General features: G+C 69.5%; 17 protein-coding genes, 1 tRNA gene and 1 pseudogene. 11 read left to right on the plus strand and 8 right to left on the minus strand.

What is annotated here, in order from left to right:
* Window positions 1-220 precede the first annotated feature (220 nt).
* A complete protein-coding gene (locus tag FCI23_RS12925) occupies window positions 221-904 on the plus strand; it encodes a hypothetical protein (protein WP_246143674.1) in 684 nt (227 codons plus the stop codon).
* Between the two features lie 39 nt (window positions 905-943).
* Here the strand turns inward: FCI23_RS12925 and FCI23_RS63680 are convergent, their stop codons facing one another.
* From FCI23_RS63680 to FCI23_RS12940, 3 genes are read right to left on the minus strand one after another with little or no spacing between them, the layout of a single operon-like run.
* Window positions 944-1,396: a hypothetical protein gene (locus FCI23_RS63680; RefSeq protein ID WP_136723657.1), complete on the minus strand. Its 453-nt coding sequence runs from the start codon at window positions 1,394-1,396 to the stop codon at window positions 944-946.
* Between the two features lie 59 nt (window positions 1,397-1,455).
* Window positions 1,456-2,154, minus strand: a complete 699-nt coding sequence (locus FCI23_RS12935) for an SMI1/KNR4 family protein (protein ID WP_136723658.1) — start codon at window positions 2,152-2,154, stop codon at window positions 1,456-1,458.
* A 60-nt stretch (window positions 2,155-2,214) separates the two neighbouring features.
* A complete protein-coding gene (locus FCI23_RS12940; protein WP_136723659.1) occupies window positions 2,215-2,442 on the minus strand; it encodes a hypothetical protein in 228 nt (75 codons plus the stop codon).
* 145 nt (window positions 2,443-2,587) lie between these two features.
* Between FCI23_RS12940 and FCI23_RS12945 the strand changes: the two genes are divergently transcribed.
* The 3 genes from FCI23_RS12945 (at window position 2,588) to FCI23_RS56345 (ending at window position 3,866) form a co-directional block, all read left to right on the plus strand.
* Window positions 2,588-2,866 carry a hypothetical protein gene (locus FCI23_RS12945; protein WP_136723660.1) on the plus strand — a complete coding sequence of 93 codons (279 nt, stop codon included), beginning with the start codon at window positions 2,588-2,590 and terminating at the stop codon, window positions 2,864-2,866.
* Window positions 2,867-2,881: 15 nt separating this feature from the next.
* Window positions 2,882-3,640 carry a hypothetical protein gene (locus tag FCI23_RS12950; RefSeq protein ID WP_136723661.1) on the plus strand — a complete coding sequence of 253 codons (759 nt, stop codon included), beginning with the start codon at window positions 2,882-2,884 and terminating at the stop codon, window positions 3,638-3,640.
* Window positions 3,641-3,701: 61 nt separating this feature from the next.
* Window positions 3,702-3,866 carry a hypothetical protein gene (locus tag FCI23_RS56345; protein WP_169316772.1) on the plus strand — a complete coding sequence of 55 codons (165 nt, stop codon included), beginning with the start codon at window positions 3,702-3,704 and terminating at the stop codon, window positions 3,864-3,866.
* 544 nt (window positions 3,867-4,410) lie between these two features.
* Here FCI23_RS56345 and FCI23_RS58220 read toward each other — a convergent pair.
* The 3 genes from FCI23_RS58220 to FCI23_RS56355 are packed head-to-tail and all read right to left on the minus strand — an operon-like array spanning window position 4,411 to window position 5,545.
* Window positions 4,411-4,755, minus strand: coding sequence for a hypothetical protein (locus FCI23_RS58220; protein ID WP_211265306.1), 345 nt, complete (start codon window positions 4,753-4,755; stop codon window positions 4,411-4,413).
* Window positions 4,755-5,225, minus strand: coding sequence for a nucleotidyl transferase AbiEii/AbiGii toxin family protein (locus FCI23_RS58225; RefSeq protein ID WP_211265307.1), 471 nt, complete (start codon window positions 5,223-5,225; stop codon window positions 4,755-4,757). The genes FCI23_RS58220 and FCI23_RS58225 overlap by 1 nt, the downstream gene beginning before the upstream one ends.
* A complete protein-coding gene (locus FCI23_RS56355; RefSeq protein WP_169316784.1) occupies window positions 5,225-5,545 on the minus strand; it encodes a hypothetical protein in 321 nt (106 codons plus the stop codon). The genes FCI23_RS58225 and FCI23_RS56355 overlap by 1 nt, the downstream gene beginning before the upstream one ends.
* A gap of 224 nt (window positions 5,546-5,769) precedes the next feature.
* On the opposite strand from FCI23_RS56355, the gene FCI23_RS12960 reads away from it, so the two are divergent.
* The 5 genes and pseudogenes from FCI23_RS12960 to FCI23_RS59475 all read left to right on the plus strand — a co-directional run.
* Window positions 5,770-6,201 (plus strand): hypothetical protein, encoded by a 432-nt coding sequence (locus FCI23_RS12960; protein WP_136723662.1) that lies wholly within the window; start codon window positions 5,770-5,772, stop codon window positions 6,199-6,201.
* An 89-nt stretch (window positions 6,202-6,290) separates the two neighbouring features.
* Complete coding sequence (locus FCI23_RS12965) at window positions 6,291-7,805, plus strand: hypothetical protein (RefSeq protein ID WP_136723663.1); 1,515 nt, start codon at window positions 6,291-6,293, stop codon at window positions 7,803-7,805.
* Window positions 7,806-7,944: 139 nt separating this feature from the next.
* Window positions 7,945-9,252 (plus strand): AAA family ATPase, encoded by a 1,308-nt coding sequence (locus tag FCI23_RS12970; RefSeq protein ID WP_136723664.1) that lies wholly within the window; start codon window positions 7,945-7,947, stop codon window positions 9,250-9,252.
* A 131-nt stretch (window positions 9,253-9,383) separates the two neighbouring features.
* Window positions 9,384-10,589 (plus strand): vWA domain-containing protein, encoded by a 1,206-nt coding sequence (locus FCI23_RS12975; protein WP_136723748.1) that lies wholly within the window; start codon window positions 9,384-9,386, stop codon window positions 10,587-10,589.
* A 23-nt stretch (window positions 10,590-10,612) separates the two neighbouring features.
* A pseudogene (locus FCI23_RS59475) lies at window positions 10,613-10,913 on the plus strand (tyrosine-type recombinase/integrase); the annotation flags it as partial.
* Window positions 10,914-11,208: 295 nt separating this feature from the next.
* Here FCI23_RS59475 and FCI23_RS12985 read toward each other — a convergent pair.
* A tRNA-Gly gene (locus FCI23_RS12985) sits at window positions 11,209-11,282 on the minus strand.
* Window positions 11,283-11,760: 478 nt separating this feature from the next.
* Between FCI23_RS12985 and dcd the strand changes: the two genes are divergently transcribed.
* Complete coding sequence (dcd, locus tag FCI23_RS12990) at window positions 11,761-12,336, plus strand: dCTP deaminase (protein WP_136723665.1); 576 nt, start codon at window positions 11,761-11,763, stop codon at window positions 12,334-12,336.
* Window position 12,337: 1 nt separating this feature from the next.
* Window positions 12,338-12,817: a phosphoribosyltransferase gene (locus tag FCI23_RS12995; RefSeq protein WP_136723666.1), complete on the plus strand. Its 480-nt coding sequence runs from the start codon at window positions 12,338-12,340 to the stop codon at window positions 12,815-12,817.
* A 150-nt stretch (window positions 12,818-12,967) separates the two neighbouring features.
* On the opposite strand, the gene FCI23_RS13000 is transcribed toward FCI23_RS12995, so the two are convergent.
* On the minus strand, window positions 12,968-13,909 hold the full coding sequence (locus FCI23_RS13000; protein WP_169316785.1) for a Yip1 family protein: 942 nt from the start codon (window positions 13,907-13,909) through the stop codon (window positions 12,968-12,970).
* Between the last annotated feature and the right edge of the window lie 125 nt (window positions 13,910-14,034).

Genomic DNA, 14,034 nt, shown 5'->3' on the forward strand with positions numbered 1-14,034 from the left:
TCGATACGGTGTGCGGAGCGGGACTGAGGGTGTTGGTTCTGCGTGCTGTCAAGGGCGCTTCGTGCCCGGGTAACTCGTATGGAACGTCGGAGGCTATGTGATGTCCGGACTCGATGCCGCCGGTCCGTACGCGATGTGGCGTGACGCGCTCGCGGAGGTGGACGGGGTCTTCGCGTCGCCTCCCGGGCTGGATCGTCCCGTGAGCGGGTGCACTCACTGTATGGCGGAGTCGGAGCTGCTTGTTCTCGGCGGTGACCCCGCTGACGTACCGGACGATCTTCTCGGGTACTTCAAGCGCAAGGTCGTCGATCACTGGGATGCGGACCAGTACGCCGTTCTGTGGCGCCGCTTTATGCCGCGCGCGCTGCGCTCATGGGGCCCGGATGGCGAGGATGGTGTGGATCCGGCCCTGGAGCTGGGTCGTCTCGGCCGTTACGGGGCGGGGTTGGTGGCCTGGCCGGCGCCGGAGCGGGTCGCGGTCGAGCGGGCTTTCGGGGCGCTGCTGGCCATCGCTGTGACCGATGGCCAGCCAGTAGGGGAGATCACCGATCTGGTTGAGGGGATCGCCAACGCGACGGGCGGCCTGGAGCGGTGGCTGGAGCACGTCGGTGCGCTCTGCGGGCCTGAGGCGGACGCGGGCATTGTCCGCTTGGTGTTTGGCTGGGCCACGGACTTGTTGTGGGAGGAGATGGTTGATTTCAGCTGGTGGTACGACGGCGACCCGCAGGTGATCGCCAGTTGGCTGCCGTTGCAGCGTGGCCGCGTCGCGGCGTTCGCCGAGCGGCATCCACGCTGCAAGACCGCGGCGGACGCGCTGATCGCGATCGAGTGGCTCCAAGCGGGCGACGGGAGTCCGTGGCTCTACCCGTACGGCGTGAACGCCCGGCTCGAGCTGGCCTCGTAGAGCGGGGCACACCTTGTGCGGCGGGTCCTTGCCGGGGGTTCAGTGGGGAATGGTGCGCGGTGGGCGTTGGCGGGGTAGTTCGTCGCGGAATTCTTCGATGATGGAGCTGATCTGGCGGGTGAGGTGGGTGTTTTCGAGCCGGTCGAGGTAGCCGGTGGGGCGTTGCGGGCGGTGGCGAGGGACGATACGGGCGGGACGTACTTCGTGTGCTCGGGCGGGGCGGTGCTCTACGCCGGCTCCGAGGGCGAGGCTGGGCTGATCGCCGAAAGCGTGGACGAGGCCCTGGAAGTGCTGATCGGACTGCCGGGCTGGCATGACTACACCGGCCTTGACCCGCACACCGACGACGTTGCGCTGGCGGCGGCTGTCGCGGGGACAGAGAACGACATCCGTGGCTCCTACGGCCCGGACCTCGATACCGATCGCAGCACGTTGCTGGCCGGACTGGGACTGCGCCGGCTCCCGCAGCCGGCGTTGATCAGGCGCCTGCACCAGGCACTGCTGCGCACCGAGCCCGACTTCGTACTCCTGAACGCCGATGAGGGCTGCGCCTACGGGCTGTTGGACCGGCTGCCGCGCCCGCCGCTGTGGCAGACCGTCCTCGCCCCGGGGCAGGCGGACCTGGCCACGATGCGCTCCGACCGTACCCGCTGGCCCGAGGTGGCGGCCGATGCGGCGCGCCGGGCGACAGCGCTGCGTGCGGCCCAGTACGACCGGCGGGAAGCCGACCTGCCGTTGCTGCGCGTACTGCTTGAGCACGAGGCCCAGTTTGGTGCCACCGAGGAGCTGCGCCTGGTGCCGGACAGCCAGGCGGTGAGCCAGCCGGCGAGTGAGGGCGAGTCCTGGAACCAGGCGTCCGGCCAGTCCTTGATGGCGTTGGGCTCGAACAGCAGGACGGGGGCGGCGGGTTGCAGGCAGTCCACGGCGGCGTACATCGCGCAGCCCCAGTCCAGGATCGGCAGCACTCCGTGCGGCCAGTGCGGCACCGGGTCCGTCTGGGACCGTGTGCGCTCTGTGCGGTAGACGGTGACTGCGGTCCGGCCTTCACCGATCAGTGGCAGGAGCTTGTAGTCGGGTCCGAAACCGCCGCCTGCGACCTCGCTGTACAGCCGGGCCAGCAGCGGGGGCAGCGCAAAGCCGAGCAGCTCCTCCGCTTCGGCGAGGGACTGCGGGCTCGCACACACCGGCAGCGTCGGGGCTTCGTCCTCGGCCCGTGCGCGGACACGGCGTATCAGATCGTCGTCGGTCATGCCGCCGATCCTCGCAGCCAGGTGCGACAGGTCAAGACCGATCGACCGAGCCCACGACCGTCACCCGCCGGAGTGACGTGCGGAAGACAGGCCTAGCGGAATCTGCCCGGGCGGGAGCCGCTGTGTGGTTGTTGGGTTTGAGCTGACGCGGATCTGGCGGTCGCAGAAGTCGGCGACCAGGTGGAGCGTGCCGCCGAGGGCTTCGACGTAGGCGGCGATGGTCGCCGGTTTCGAGCGTCCCAGTTTCCTCCGCTCGAAGCGGGAGACGTTGGACCGGGTCGTGCCCATGGCCTGGCGACATCGGTCTGGGGCAGCGCTTGCTCGTCGCGGATCTCGGTGACGTGGTGGGGAAAGTCTGTGGATGACGGAGCGAGATGTCGATGGCGGAGTCTGAGGTACTTGGGTACCATTCTGGTGAGAGGTGGTGGTCAGTGTGGCAGCAACGGCTGCGAATGCCCCGCGACAGTCTCCGCTGAAGGTGGATCCCGAGATCGACAAGCTGATCAGCCAGGGCGCGCACTTCCTCGGTCTGACCAAGAAGGACTTGGTCGCTGAGGCGGTCCGTGTCTACCTGGAACAGCGGCGCGAGGAGTTGCGCGCCGGGATGGTCGAGGCGATGCAGGTCCTTGACGGGTCTCTTAAGTCGGACGTGATGTTGCTGACCGGGCTGACCGCGGAAGAGATCGACGCGGTCGGCGGGATCGACGAGTAAGGGACGGAACCTTTGATGCGTCCTGCCCGCCCCACCCTGCGCTGCCTGCAAGAAGACCTCGATTTGCCAGTACCTCCGGTCACGCAACCGTTGGAAGAGGTCGACCATCCCTTGGTGGGTAAGGCCGTGGAGCAGTTTGCTGACGCCGATGCGAAGCATGAGCGTATCCGCGCCATCGATGACCAGGTGCTGTTCAAGGTGAAAGTTCAGCGGTGGCGTGGTGCGGTTTTGGTCGACGCCGACCTGCCCTGGCTGGTCGCAGGCGGGCGGCGGGAGGACGGCTCTGGTGACGACTTCTACGCAACGTTGGAGACAGAGGGCAATGCCGCCCGGGCACGGTACAACACCGACCACCGCGAAGGTCTGAAGACCACCACGTACTCCGCGCACCTGCTGCCCGATCGGGCCGATTTCGTCCGGTACCGCGCCGAGGCGGGCGTTCGGTTCGCCCGCCGTATCCGGGCCGCCATTCGCGAGCTGGTCCGCGACTCGTTGCGCGACGGGCGCGAGCACACCGTCGACTTCGACACCTTCACTCTGGGCATCCATGTGCGCGCTGACCACGGACACGAGACTTATGTCGCTGTACGGATTACCGGTTCGGTGCCACCCAACCTGGCGGTGGTCATCCTCGGTGATGTGCCGGGCTGCGACCGCGACGGCTGGTATCCGGAATACGCCCTGCCTGAGCGGGACCTACTGCCGGCCGAGCAGGCCTGGTCGAACATCATGGACCCCACTGGCGCGGCAGCCTTGCTGGACGACAACGGATAACGACACCGCAGGGCCCAGCCAGCTTTGATCGGCTCGGACCTCGGTCAGGCAGAACTGACTCGTGGTGCCGATCGGCCAACTCGTCACCGCCGTCACCCTGGCCGACCGCGTCATCGTCATCGACGCGGGCCGGGTCCGCGCCATCGGCACCCACGCCGAACTCGTCACCGCGGATACCCTCTATGCCGAACTCGCCGCCACCCAACTCCTCACCCCCGCCGGCTGAGGTGACCCCGGTCGGCGGACACCGGAGAGGCCTTACCGGCCCCGATCGTCGACGGATTTCACCAGGAACAGACCAAATATGGGCGAAATCCGGGCGTAGCTCACTCGCAACGTGTCTCACTGTATGGATCGTCACGGGTCACTCAGGGATAGTGGCGGCCAAAGAGTGGCTTGCCAAGGTCGCTCTCCCGTGCATTCTGGTGCGGGGCGCTCGAAAATGGTCTAGATAATAAGCAAGCTGTAGATCGCTGACCTGGAGCTTTACCGTGGAGCGGATGACGGGAATCGAACCCGCGCTCTGAGCTTGGGAATCAACGGCGCTCGGGTTGGCCACTCCTGCCTTGACCTGCGGAAACTTGCGGTATGGAGTGGCGTGGGTCCCTGTTCGTGTAGCCCGTATTGACCGTGGTTGACCGCCCTTTAGGGCACGCGGAGGGCACGCGGATTGTGGCGGCCTTCGGTGGTGGCGCAGGCCCATCCTGGAACTGGACCTTGGGACGTTGCGTTTGTTCTTGCAAAGTTCGATTGGGGTGAGTGAGGACGGCCTAACGTCCTTGGGGATTTCGGCCGTGGTCAAGGTTGTCGTTGTGAACAGGTGGGGTCTGCTGCTCGCCAGGCGGTTGTGAAGCGGGTTCGGTGGCGGTGTTCCTGCCGACGGCGGGGGTGCTGCGGTTCGGGGCTGCCGGCCGGGCGGCGGTGCCGTCCGCTGTGGTCTCGGGTTGTGTGAGCTGGCGGTGCCATTCGGCGAATCGCTGGCGGATCGCGGCTGCTTCGTTGGCGTCGAGGCTGTAGGCGGCGAATTGCTTGTCGCTGTACCGCTGGGCACGGGCGAGGGAGTCGGCAAATATTCGCCGGTCGAATCCGGGGTCGTTCTGTGCGGCGAGTTCCATCAGCCGGTCGGTGCTGTAGCCGGTCTTGAGCAGTCCGTCGATGTCGATGGCGTCGCGGACCTCTGCGCGGCTGAACAGGGCGCCGGTCTTGCCTGCGGCCAGGTCGTCCGGGTGCGCACCGGGCCGAGGTCGGAGTCGACCGGCGGATGGTGCAGGAACTCGGCGACCAGCTCGACCTTGCTGAAGGTGCCGGTGTCTGGATCGGTGATGTTCAACCGGGTGCAGGTGTCCACTTGCTGTGCCAGTTCTACGCGGTACCCGGCAGCTTCGTAGGCGGCGATGACGCGTGCGGCGGCATCCGGCATCTCTTCTTTCGCCCGCTCGAAGGGCGCGAACAGGTCCACGTCGTCGCTGATGCGCTGGACGATGTGGTGGGCCTGGATCGCATAGCCGCCTGCGAGGGCATATCCGTAGTCCTCCGCCAGTGCGTCCAGTCCGATGTGGATGAGGCGGTGGTGCAGTTCGTCCACTACGCGGCTGCCGCCGTCGTGCCCAGTTCGGGGAACCTGGCCTGCCAGGCGGCCCGGGCGGGGGCGGGCAGGAACAGACTCGGCCAGAGGTGTCGCAGCATCGGACCGTTCAGGTAGGTGCGCAGGTCGTCCGAGGTCTGGGCCTCGCGGATGACGCGCTCGTACATCAGCAGCAGGTCGGCTTCGTCGGCGAGGTCGTAGACGTAGTGCGGACCCCAGTCGATGTGGCGGGGCAGCGTGACGGTACCGGTCGTCGGCCCGTCCAGCTCGGCGAGCGACGCCGGCACGGCGTACGGCTTCGCCGTCGCGTACCTGCTCATACACCCAGCATGCCGCACGCAGTTGTTCTGCGGTACCGATGCGGCGGTCACCTGCACGAACGAGTGACTCCGGCCCGGCAGCGATGCGGCCCCGCGCTCGGCGACTGCGGAGGGAGGGCGGGCCCTGCGACATGCCGGGTTAAGGGCCGGCGGCACATGAGTGGCGGGGGTGGCAAGCCCCAGGCCCTTGAATCGCACCTCAACGAGCAGAGCACGGCGAAGCGGTGCGTCTGGCGTCCGGTGGGGCATTGCGGGCGGTGGCGGGGGACGACACGGGCGGGACGTATTTCGTGTGCACGGGCGGGGCGGTGCTCTACGCCGGCTCCGAGGGAGAGGCCGGGCTGATCGCCGACAGCCTGGACGAGGCCCTGGAAGCGCTGATCGGACTGCCGGGCTGGCGGGGCTACACCGGCCTCGACCCGCACACCGACGACGGTGCGCTGGCGGCGGCCGTCGCGAGGACAGAGAACGACATCCGCGGCTCCTACGGCCCGAACCTCGATACCGATCGCAGCACGTTGCTGGCCGGACTGGGACTGCGCCGGCTCCCGCAGTCGGCGTTGATCCGGCGCCTGCACCAGGCACTGCTGCGCACCGAGCCCGACTTCCAGGACGGCGGCCAGGCGCAGCTCCTCTGGGCGGTCGAAAGGGCCTGACAGATCCTCATCGTGGTGCTTATGATGCCGGGGATGAAGAACTACTCCTCGTACGGATCGGGGGAATCGTTCGCGCAAGGTGAGTGCTGATGGCACATCACTTCGCGAACACGATTCCGGCACACCTGTTGATGTGGCAGCGCGTGCGTGAGTACGCCGTGCCACCGTCCATGATCGAGACTGCGACCGCACGGCGTGCGGTCGGTGACTGGGCGGGGGCCTGTGCCGCAGCCCGGGTCCACGCCGATCTCGATCTGCGCGCCGTGCGCGACCGCCACGGCACCGATCTCGTCACCCACCTCCGTGCAGATCTGCGTCGGCTGGCGCCGGATCTGCTCCGCTGGCACATGCCCCGGATCGCCCCCGACGGGCGGCTCCGGCCGGGCCTCACCATCTCCCTGGCCCGTTACCGGAGTTCCGGCGCCACGCCGCTGCAGCTGGTGGTGCGGACACCGCCGGCCTGGGCGGACGCCGGACAGCGGATATCCCTGGCCCTGTGGGAGGAGTCCGGGGACGGCGCCCCCGGGCACCAGCCGCATCCGCACCCGCATCCCGACCGGCGTTTCCGGCTCGACCTGCACCGGCATCTCTGGGATTCCGAGCGGAGCGGCGAACTGGCGCGGCGGTGCGGTGCGGGCGTGGCACTGTCCATGGCGCCGCCCGACCGGTCCCACACACCCGCCCGGCCAGACGTTCCAGACCTGCCAGATCGGCCCGCCGTCCACGATTACTCGTGGGCGTCGGCAAGTTGGGCCGCCGAGGCGGAGTTGCTATTGCAGTCCGAGGGTCGCCCTCGCGGGGCCTTTACCGTGCGGCTCGGTACGCGGAGCCGCGCCGTGCTCGAACTCATCGCCCCCGACGACAGCCATGCCCCGACGTTCCGGCCGCTGCGGGAGACGCTGCCGCCGCAGGAGGTTGCGGCGCTTCCGGTGCTGCCGGAGGCGGCGGCCCGGGTCCTTCCGGATCTGGAGCTGCTGCGGGCCGGGCTGGTCGCGACCGATCGGCTGCATCCGCTCGTCGCCACAGCATTGGCGGCGTTCGGCTCAGTGGCGTCGTCCAGCTCGGGACCGGCGACCGGCCCCGCCCTCCAGCCCGGTGATCCGCACCGGGTGGAGTGCCGGGGTGAGGTCCACCGGATAGCGCTGCGGGACGGGACACTGACAGCGATCGATCACGACCCGGCACTACTGCGACGGGAGGAGCTGCTGGTGGCGCTCGGCGGGCCCGCGCTGCCCTGCCTGCGGGCCATCGACAAGGTGCACCGTGACCCGGAGGCACTGCCTGCGGTCCGGGAGCGGCTGGGCCATGGTGACGTCGCTGGGGCGCTGGCTGTAGTCGAGGGGCTGCTCGGTGCCGGTGCGGTCCTGCGCGACGGGCCGCTGCGGGAGGAACTGGAGTCGGCTGCGGCCCATCGCATTGACCACGGGCTCTTCCGCTCGGGGTTGGTCGCCGTGCACCCCGGTGCCGGTGCGGTAGCGGGCGGAAAGGCCTCGGACCTGAGGCACGCGGAGGCGGGCCACCGCCCCCGACTCGACCGCCGTACGCCTCCCGCAATGCGCCTCAAGCAGAGCAGCCGGGCCCGGCCCCGCACCGGCCTGGCCTGACCTGCTGACCGGGCGACCGCCTGACCGGCTGCCCCCACCTACCTAAGTCCCGTGCCGGCACTGCGCATTCCGCGCCGCACGCCCCCACGACATCCGGGACGGGCCGTTCCGTCCCCTTATCCCACCCAAGGTGATGCCCATGACCTCCAGTACTCTCCTGCCCTCCCCGGTCCCGGCCGTCGGCACGCCCGCACCCACCCCCGTCGGCGCATCCGGATCCGACCCCCAACTCGCCGTCGCCGACAACCTCCTGGCCCTCCTGCGGACGACCACCACCGAGCCGCGCCCCGACGAGCAACTCGAAGCGCTCACCCTGGCCGTCGCGGCCGACTTGCCCGTGCTGCTCTGGGGCGAGCCGGGCATCGGCAAGACCGCGGCCCTGACGCAGCTCGCCACATCCCTCAACCTGCCGCTGACGACCGTGATCGCCAGCGTCCACGAGCCGACCGACTTCTCCGGGCTGCCCATCGTCGGCGACGACCCGGCAGTGCAGGGGGTGCCGATGGCGCCGCCGCAGTGGGCCGTGGAACTCGTGCGGGCCGGGCGGGGGCTGCTCTTCCTGGACGAACTCTCCACCGCCACCCCAGCCGTCCAGGCCGCGCTGCTCCGGGTCGTCCTGGAGCGGAGGGTCGGTGCGCTGCAACTGCCGCCGGAGGTGCGGATCGTGGCCGCGGCCAACCCGAGCGCGTCGGCGGCGGACGGGTGGGAGCTGAGCCCGCCGCTGGCCAACCGGTTCGTGCATTTGTACTGGGTGCACGACCGGGAGGTGGTGGTGCGCGGGCTGGGCGGGGTCTGGCCTCGGGCGGAGGTGCCCCGGCTGGTTCCGGAGCGGTTGCCGGAGGCGGTGGCTTTCGCCCGGCGCGCGGTCTGCGGATTCCTGGAAGCCCGGCCGACGCTGATCCACCGGCTGCCGAGCACGGAGACGCGGCGCGGCGCTGCCTGGCCCTCGCCCCGGAGCTGGGAGGCTGCGTTGGCCCTGCTGGCCTTCGGCACGGCGGCCTCCGTCTCCCGGGAGGTGCTGGCACTGCTGGTGCGGGGCACGGTGGGGGACGGGCCGGGGCTCGAACTCCTCGCCCATTTGGACCGGATGGACCTGCCGGACCCGGAGTCGCTGCTCGCCGATCCGGCCTCCGCCGAGCTGCCGGTGCGGGGCGATCTGCGTCAGGCTGCGCTGGAGGCGGTGGTGGCCGCCGTCGGGGCGCGGCCCGAGCGGGCGCGGTGGGAGGCGGGCTGGGCGGTGCTGGTCCGGGCGCTGGAGACCGGCGCCCCGGACCTGCTGGTCGCCCCCGCGACGGCGCTGGCCTCGCTGCGGCGCGACGACTGGGAGGTGCCGGCGGCGGTGGAGCGGCTGGTCGGGGTGATCGGTCTCGCCCGACGGGCGGACCGGTCGGTGGGGCGGGTCGCAGCGGCGGCCGACGCCGGGCGTGCGACGGGAGTACGCCGATGACGGGGGGCGCGAAGCACCCGCTGCCGCGCCCGATGGCCCGGCCCGCGCCGCCGCGCCCGGTGCGGGCCACCGTGCCGACGCCACCGGCCGGCTCCGGCACGCCGTACGGCCCGCCTGGACTACCGCTGGACATGGAGAAACTGCTGGCCGCTCGGCTGCACGCGGTGAAGGTCCGTCCCTACCTGGCAAGCGCACTGTTCGCGCTGCACGTGGTGGAGGACCGGTCGGTGCCGACGATGGCGGTGGACGCGCACTGGCGCTGCTATGTCTCCCCCGGTTTCGTGGCGCGCACCCCGGTGGAGGAACTGGCGGGCGTCTGGGTGCACGAGGTCTCCCATCTGCTCCGGGACCACCACGGGCGGGGCGAGCGGTATGCGCGGGAGCACGAGGAGTACGGGCCCGGCGCGCGGTTGCGGCGGAACATCGCCGCCGACTTCGAGATCAACGACGACATCTACGGTGACGGTCTTCCCCTGCCTGCCGGGGCGGTGCTGCCATCTCTGCTGCGGCTGCCCGGCGGGCTGCTGATGGAGGAGTACCTGCGGACGGCGTCGATGTCAGGGCTCACTGGGGACTTGGCCTGGCTGGACTGCGGCAGTGGTGCCGACGGGCAGGGTCGACCGTGGGAGCTGGGTCCTGACGGGGCACGCGGGCTGAGCAAGCAGCAGCGGGACGCGGTCCGCTTCCGGGTCGCCGAGGGGATCAGGGGCCGGCCGGGCGACGCTCCGGAGGGATGGCGCCGGTGGGCCGACGAGGCGTTCCATCCACCGCAGCCGTGGCGGCGGTTGCTGGGGGCGGCGATCCGCTCCGCGGCGAGTGCGCCGGGGGTGGGCGAGGACCATAGCTACCGGCGTCCGTCCCGGCGCTCGGCCAGTGTCCCCGGAGTGCTGCTGCCGAGCCTGCGCCATACGCCGCCCCGGGTCTGCGTCGTGATCGACACCTCCGGGTCGGTGAGCGACGCCGAGCTGGGCAGCGCGCTGCTGGAGGTGGTGGCGATCTCGCGGGCGGTGGGCGGGCGGCGTGACCTGGTCTCGGTGATCTCCTGCGACGCGGCGGCCGGGGGCGCAGTCCCGCTCTGCCGCGCCGAGAACATCGAACTGGTCGGCGGCGGGGGAACAGATCTGCGCTCCGGTTTCGCCCGGGCGCTTCGCTCCCGGCCCCGCCCGGACGTGATCGTCGTCCTGACGGACGGTCAGACGCCGTGGCCCGCCGCGCAGCCGCCCTGCCGCACCGTTGTCGGTCTCTTCCCCCGTCCCGTCCGCGTTGCGGAAGAAGAGAACCCCGACTACGTCCCGGACACCCCGCCGCCCTGGGCGCGTGTCGTCACCATCAGCTGAGAAGGCGCGGCGGCGCGGTGTCGCCACCCGGGCTGCTGTTCGTGGGCGGAGCGCGGAGCGCCTTTCCGACGCTCGACGTTCGGACGTGAATGGCGGAAGGCGCGCACAGCAGCCGGACTGCCCGACCATTTCCGTTTCTCCGATCTGCGCCACACCGGCAATACCTTGGTCACCCAGCCGGGCTGCACCCTGAAGGACGCGATAGTCCGCGCCGGCCAGTCCTCGGGGAAAGCCGCGCTGATCTATCAGCACTCCACGCTGGAACGGCAGAAGAAGGTCGCGGCCGGGCTCGACGCCCGCGTGCGCGCCGACCGGTCGGCCGAAGCACGACACTCTGCGCAGGCAGAATGCCCCCAAGTCCCGTACTCAACGGGGCGACGATCGCGCAGGCGGACTACGGTGAGGGCAATGCGCGTTGTCGAGACAGGCCAGCTCTCAGCCGGCGTTCCTTCGTCGAAGGCGCTCTACGTCGCGGATTTCCTTCGACCATCATCAGATGGGTCTCTCATGGTGAGCGAGTGAGCCAATTGACCGCCAGATGTGGTGCGGAAGTGGTGCGGGTTCTTCAATTGGTCTAGACAACCAGCAGGCCCCAGGTCGCTGGCCTGGGCCTTTGTCGTGGAGCGGATGACGGGAATCGAACCCGCGCTCTGAGCTTGGGAAGCTCATGTTCTACCATTAAACTACATCCGCGAGGACGCCCCTCAAGGCGTCTCATCGCCGCTTACTGTACCTCATGGCCGGCCCCGGGCGCATGCGTCCCGGGGCTCTGTTGCTGTTGGAAGCGGGTGCGGGGAGGGGGTGGGCGGGCGTACGGTGGGGGGCGTTCTCTGGTGCGGGTGTTGGCGGAGTGCCGCGTGTGGGGCGGGGTAGTTCATCCCCTAATGTGGCATTCGTCGTTGACGTACAGGGGAGAAGGAGAGCGATGGAGCGCACCGTCGTTCGTTGTGCCGAAGGGCATGTATTCAGCACCACTACGTTCCCGATGCAGAATCTCGGGGCCGACCGGCTGGGGCCGGGACGGCTGATCCGTTGCCCGCGCTGCGCGCGGTTGCGGAGTGCGGTGCCCGTGGACGGGCGGGAGGCGTACAAGTAGTAGGACAGGCAGGAGCGGGGGGCGTGGTCCTGGCCCGATTGGGCCGGGATCGCGTGTCCGCGTAACCTTCGTTCCGTGCTTCTCTCAGACAAGGACATTCGGGCCGAGATCGACAGTGGACGGGTGCGGGTGGACCCGTTCGAGGCGTCGATGGTGCAGCCGTCGAGTATTGACGTCCGGCTGGACCGGTTTTTCCGGGTGTTCGAGAACCACCGGTATCCGCATATCGACCCGGCGGTGGAGCAGCCGGATCTGACGCGGCTGGTGGAGCCCGAGGGGGATGACGCGTTCGTCCTGCACCCCGGCGAGTTTGTGCTCGCGTCGACGTACGAGGTCATCTCGCTGCCGGACGACATCGCGTCGCGGCTGGAGGGGAAGTCGAGCCTGGGGCGGCTGGGGCTGCTGACGCACTCGACGGCGGGGTTCATCGATCCCGGGTTCTCGGGGCATGTGACGCTGGAGCTGTCGAATGTGGCGACCCTGCCGATCAAGCTGTGGCCGGGGATGAAGATCGGGCAGCTGTGTCTGTTCCGGCTGACGTCGGCGGCCGAGTTCCCGTACGGGTCGGGCAAGCACGGGTCGCGGTACCAGGGGCAGCGCGGGCCGACGGCTTCGCGTTCGTATCTGAACTTCCACCGGACAAAGGTCTGAGATGGCGGATCAGCGGGAGAACCTGACGTACGAAGGGTTCGGCGTCGCGGTCCGTGAGCTGGCGCAGGCGATCGTGGACGACGGCTTCGAGCCGGACATCGTGCTGTCGATCGCGCGCGGCGGGGTGTTCGTGGCGGGCGGGCTGGCGTACGCGTTGGACTGCAAAAACATCCACTTGGTAAATGTCGAGTTCTACACGGGGGTAGGGACGACCCTGCCGATGCCGGTGATGCTCGCGCCGGTGCCGAATGCCGTCGACTTCTCCGAGAAGAAGGTGCTCATCGCCGACGATGTCGCCGATACCGGGAAGACGCTGAAGCTGGTGCACGACTTCTGCCTCGGGCATGTGGCGGAGGTGCGCAGCGCGGTCGTCTACGAGAAGACCCAGTCGCTGCTGAAGTGCGAGTACGTGTGGAAGCGCACGGACGACTGGATCAACTTCCCGTGGTCCGTGCTGCCGCCGGTGCGCAAGGGCGTCTAGCGGGAAACGTGTTGTTCACTGCCGCGGCTGATCGGCAGGCCTTCCGGCTCCGTATCACCCGTCACAGATGGCTGATGCGGAGGAAGCGGCATGAGCGGCATGGTGCGGCGCCAGATGGCGGTGGTGGGCAGCTGTCACCCCGCCAGGGGCTCAGATCACCGGCAGCTTGAACAGCACCAGCAGCGCGATCAGCTGGATCGACGCGGCGCCGAGCGCCTTCGGCCAGGGCAGGTCGTGGGACTTGCTCACCATGGAGGTGAGGAGCCCGGCGCAGGCGATCCAGGTGATCCAGCCGAGGACCTGGACGAAGCTGTTGCCGCCGCCGAGGAAGATGGCGAAGACCAGCCGGGGGGCGTCGGTGAGCGAGGTGATCAGCATCGCGAGGCTGATGGTGGGCGCCCAGGCGCCGTCGCCGCCGAGCTGGCGGGCGAGCGCGTTGGTGACGGCGCCGAGCATCAGGCCGCTGATGATGACGGCGATGGCGGTGCTGATGACCCAGGGGACGCTGTTGGACAGGGTCGCGTTGAGGACATCCGCACGGGCTGTGTCGAAGCCGAAGACGGCGAGCAGCCCGTAGAGGAAGGTGACGGTCAGAGCCGGGGCCCACACCTGGTAGTCGCGCATCTGCCAGAAGGTGGCGGCGGGGCGCAGGGCTATGCCGCGCAGCAGGTCCTGCCAGTGCAGCCTGGGTCCGGACGGCGGGGCGGTGGCCTGGCCGGCGCGGTAGGTGGCGATGTGGTCCTCGTCACCGTTCCAGGAGCCGGGGGCATTGCCGGAGCCTTGCGCGTACGGGCCCTGGGCCTCGTTGACGGCGAAGGAGCGGGTGCTTCCCGGCCTGTCGTCGTACGAAGGGGCGGCTCCGGGCCCCGGGTCGGGCGCGCCGAAGTACTCGGGCTCACCGTCGGCGGCGGGGCCGTATCCGTAGTGCGGGGGCTGCTGCGGTGGGTACTGCGATTGCTGCTGCGGACCCGCGCCCCGGTTCTGTCCGCGTCCGTTCCTGAATCCTGCCACGTCCTCGAACGTACCCGTTCCTGCCGAGCGCCGTGTCATGGACCTCCTGAGGAGGGGGCCATTGCTGCCAAGCTGTGACACGCCGCTGTGACACGCCGGCGGCGTTGGCGTAAAACAGACCGCTGGAGTGGCGCGGGGGGCGTACGAGGCGCGAGAGTTTTTTCGAACGGCACAGACCGGTGCGCGGCGGCTCTCACGGTGAGCCC

Source organism: Actinacidiphila oryziradicis (assembly GCF_005047355.1).
Classification (GTDB): Bacteria; Actinomycetota; Actinomycetes; order Streptomycetales; family Streptomycetaceae; genus Actinacidiphila; species Actinacidiphila oryziradicis.

What these genes read in the sequence shown, in the direction of transcription:
- FCI23_RS12995 (WP_136723666.1), top strand. Translation starts at nt 12,338, where the DNA reads ATGGCGGATCAGCGGGAGAACCTGACGTACGAAGGGTTCGGCGTCGCG.
- FCI23_RS56355 (WP_169316784.1), bottom strand. Translation starts at nt 5,545, where the DNA reads ATGAGCAGGTACGCGACGGCGAAGCCGTACGCCGTGCCGGCGTCGCTC.
- FCI23_RS12925 (WP_246143674.1), top strand. Translation starts at nt 221, where the DNA reads ATGGCGGAGTCGGAGCTGCTTGTTCTCGGCGGTGACCCCGCTGACGTA.
- FCI23_RS12970 (WP_136723664.1), top strand. Translation starts at nt 7,945, where the DNA reads ATGACCTCCAGTACTCTCCTGCCCTCCCCGGTCCCGGCCGTCGGCACG.
- FCI23_RS12950 (WP_136723661.1), top strand. Translation starts at nt 2,882, where the DNA reads ATGCGTCCTGCCCGCCCCACCCTGCGCTGCCTGCAAGAAGACCTCGAT.
- FCI23_RS58220 (WP_211265306.1), bottom strand. Translation starts at nt 4,755, where the DNA reads ATGGAACTCGCCGCACAGAACGACCCCGGATTCGACCGGCGAATATTT.
- FCI23_RS12965 (WP_136723663.1), top strand. Translation starts at nt 6,291, where the DNA reads ATGGCACATCACTTCGCGAACACGATTCCGGCACACCTGTTGATGTGG.
- FCI23_RS12935 (WP_136723658.1), bottom strand. Translation starts at nt 2,154, where the DNA reads ATGACCGACGACGATCTGATACGCCGTGTCCGCGCACGGGCCGAGGAC.
- FCI23_RS12975 (WP_136723748.1), top strand. Translation starts at nt 9,384, where the DNA reads ATGGAGAAACTGCTGGCCGCTCGGCTGCACGCGGTGAAGGTCCGTCCC.
- FCI23_RS12940 (WP_136723659.1), bottom strand. Translation starts at nt 2,442, where the DNA reads ATGGGCACGACCCGGTCCAACGTCTCCCGCTTCGAGCGGAGGAAACTG.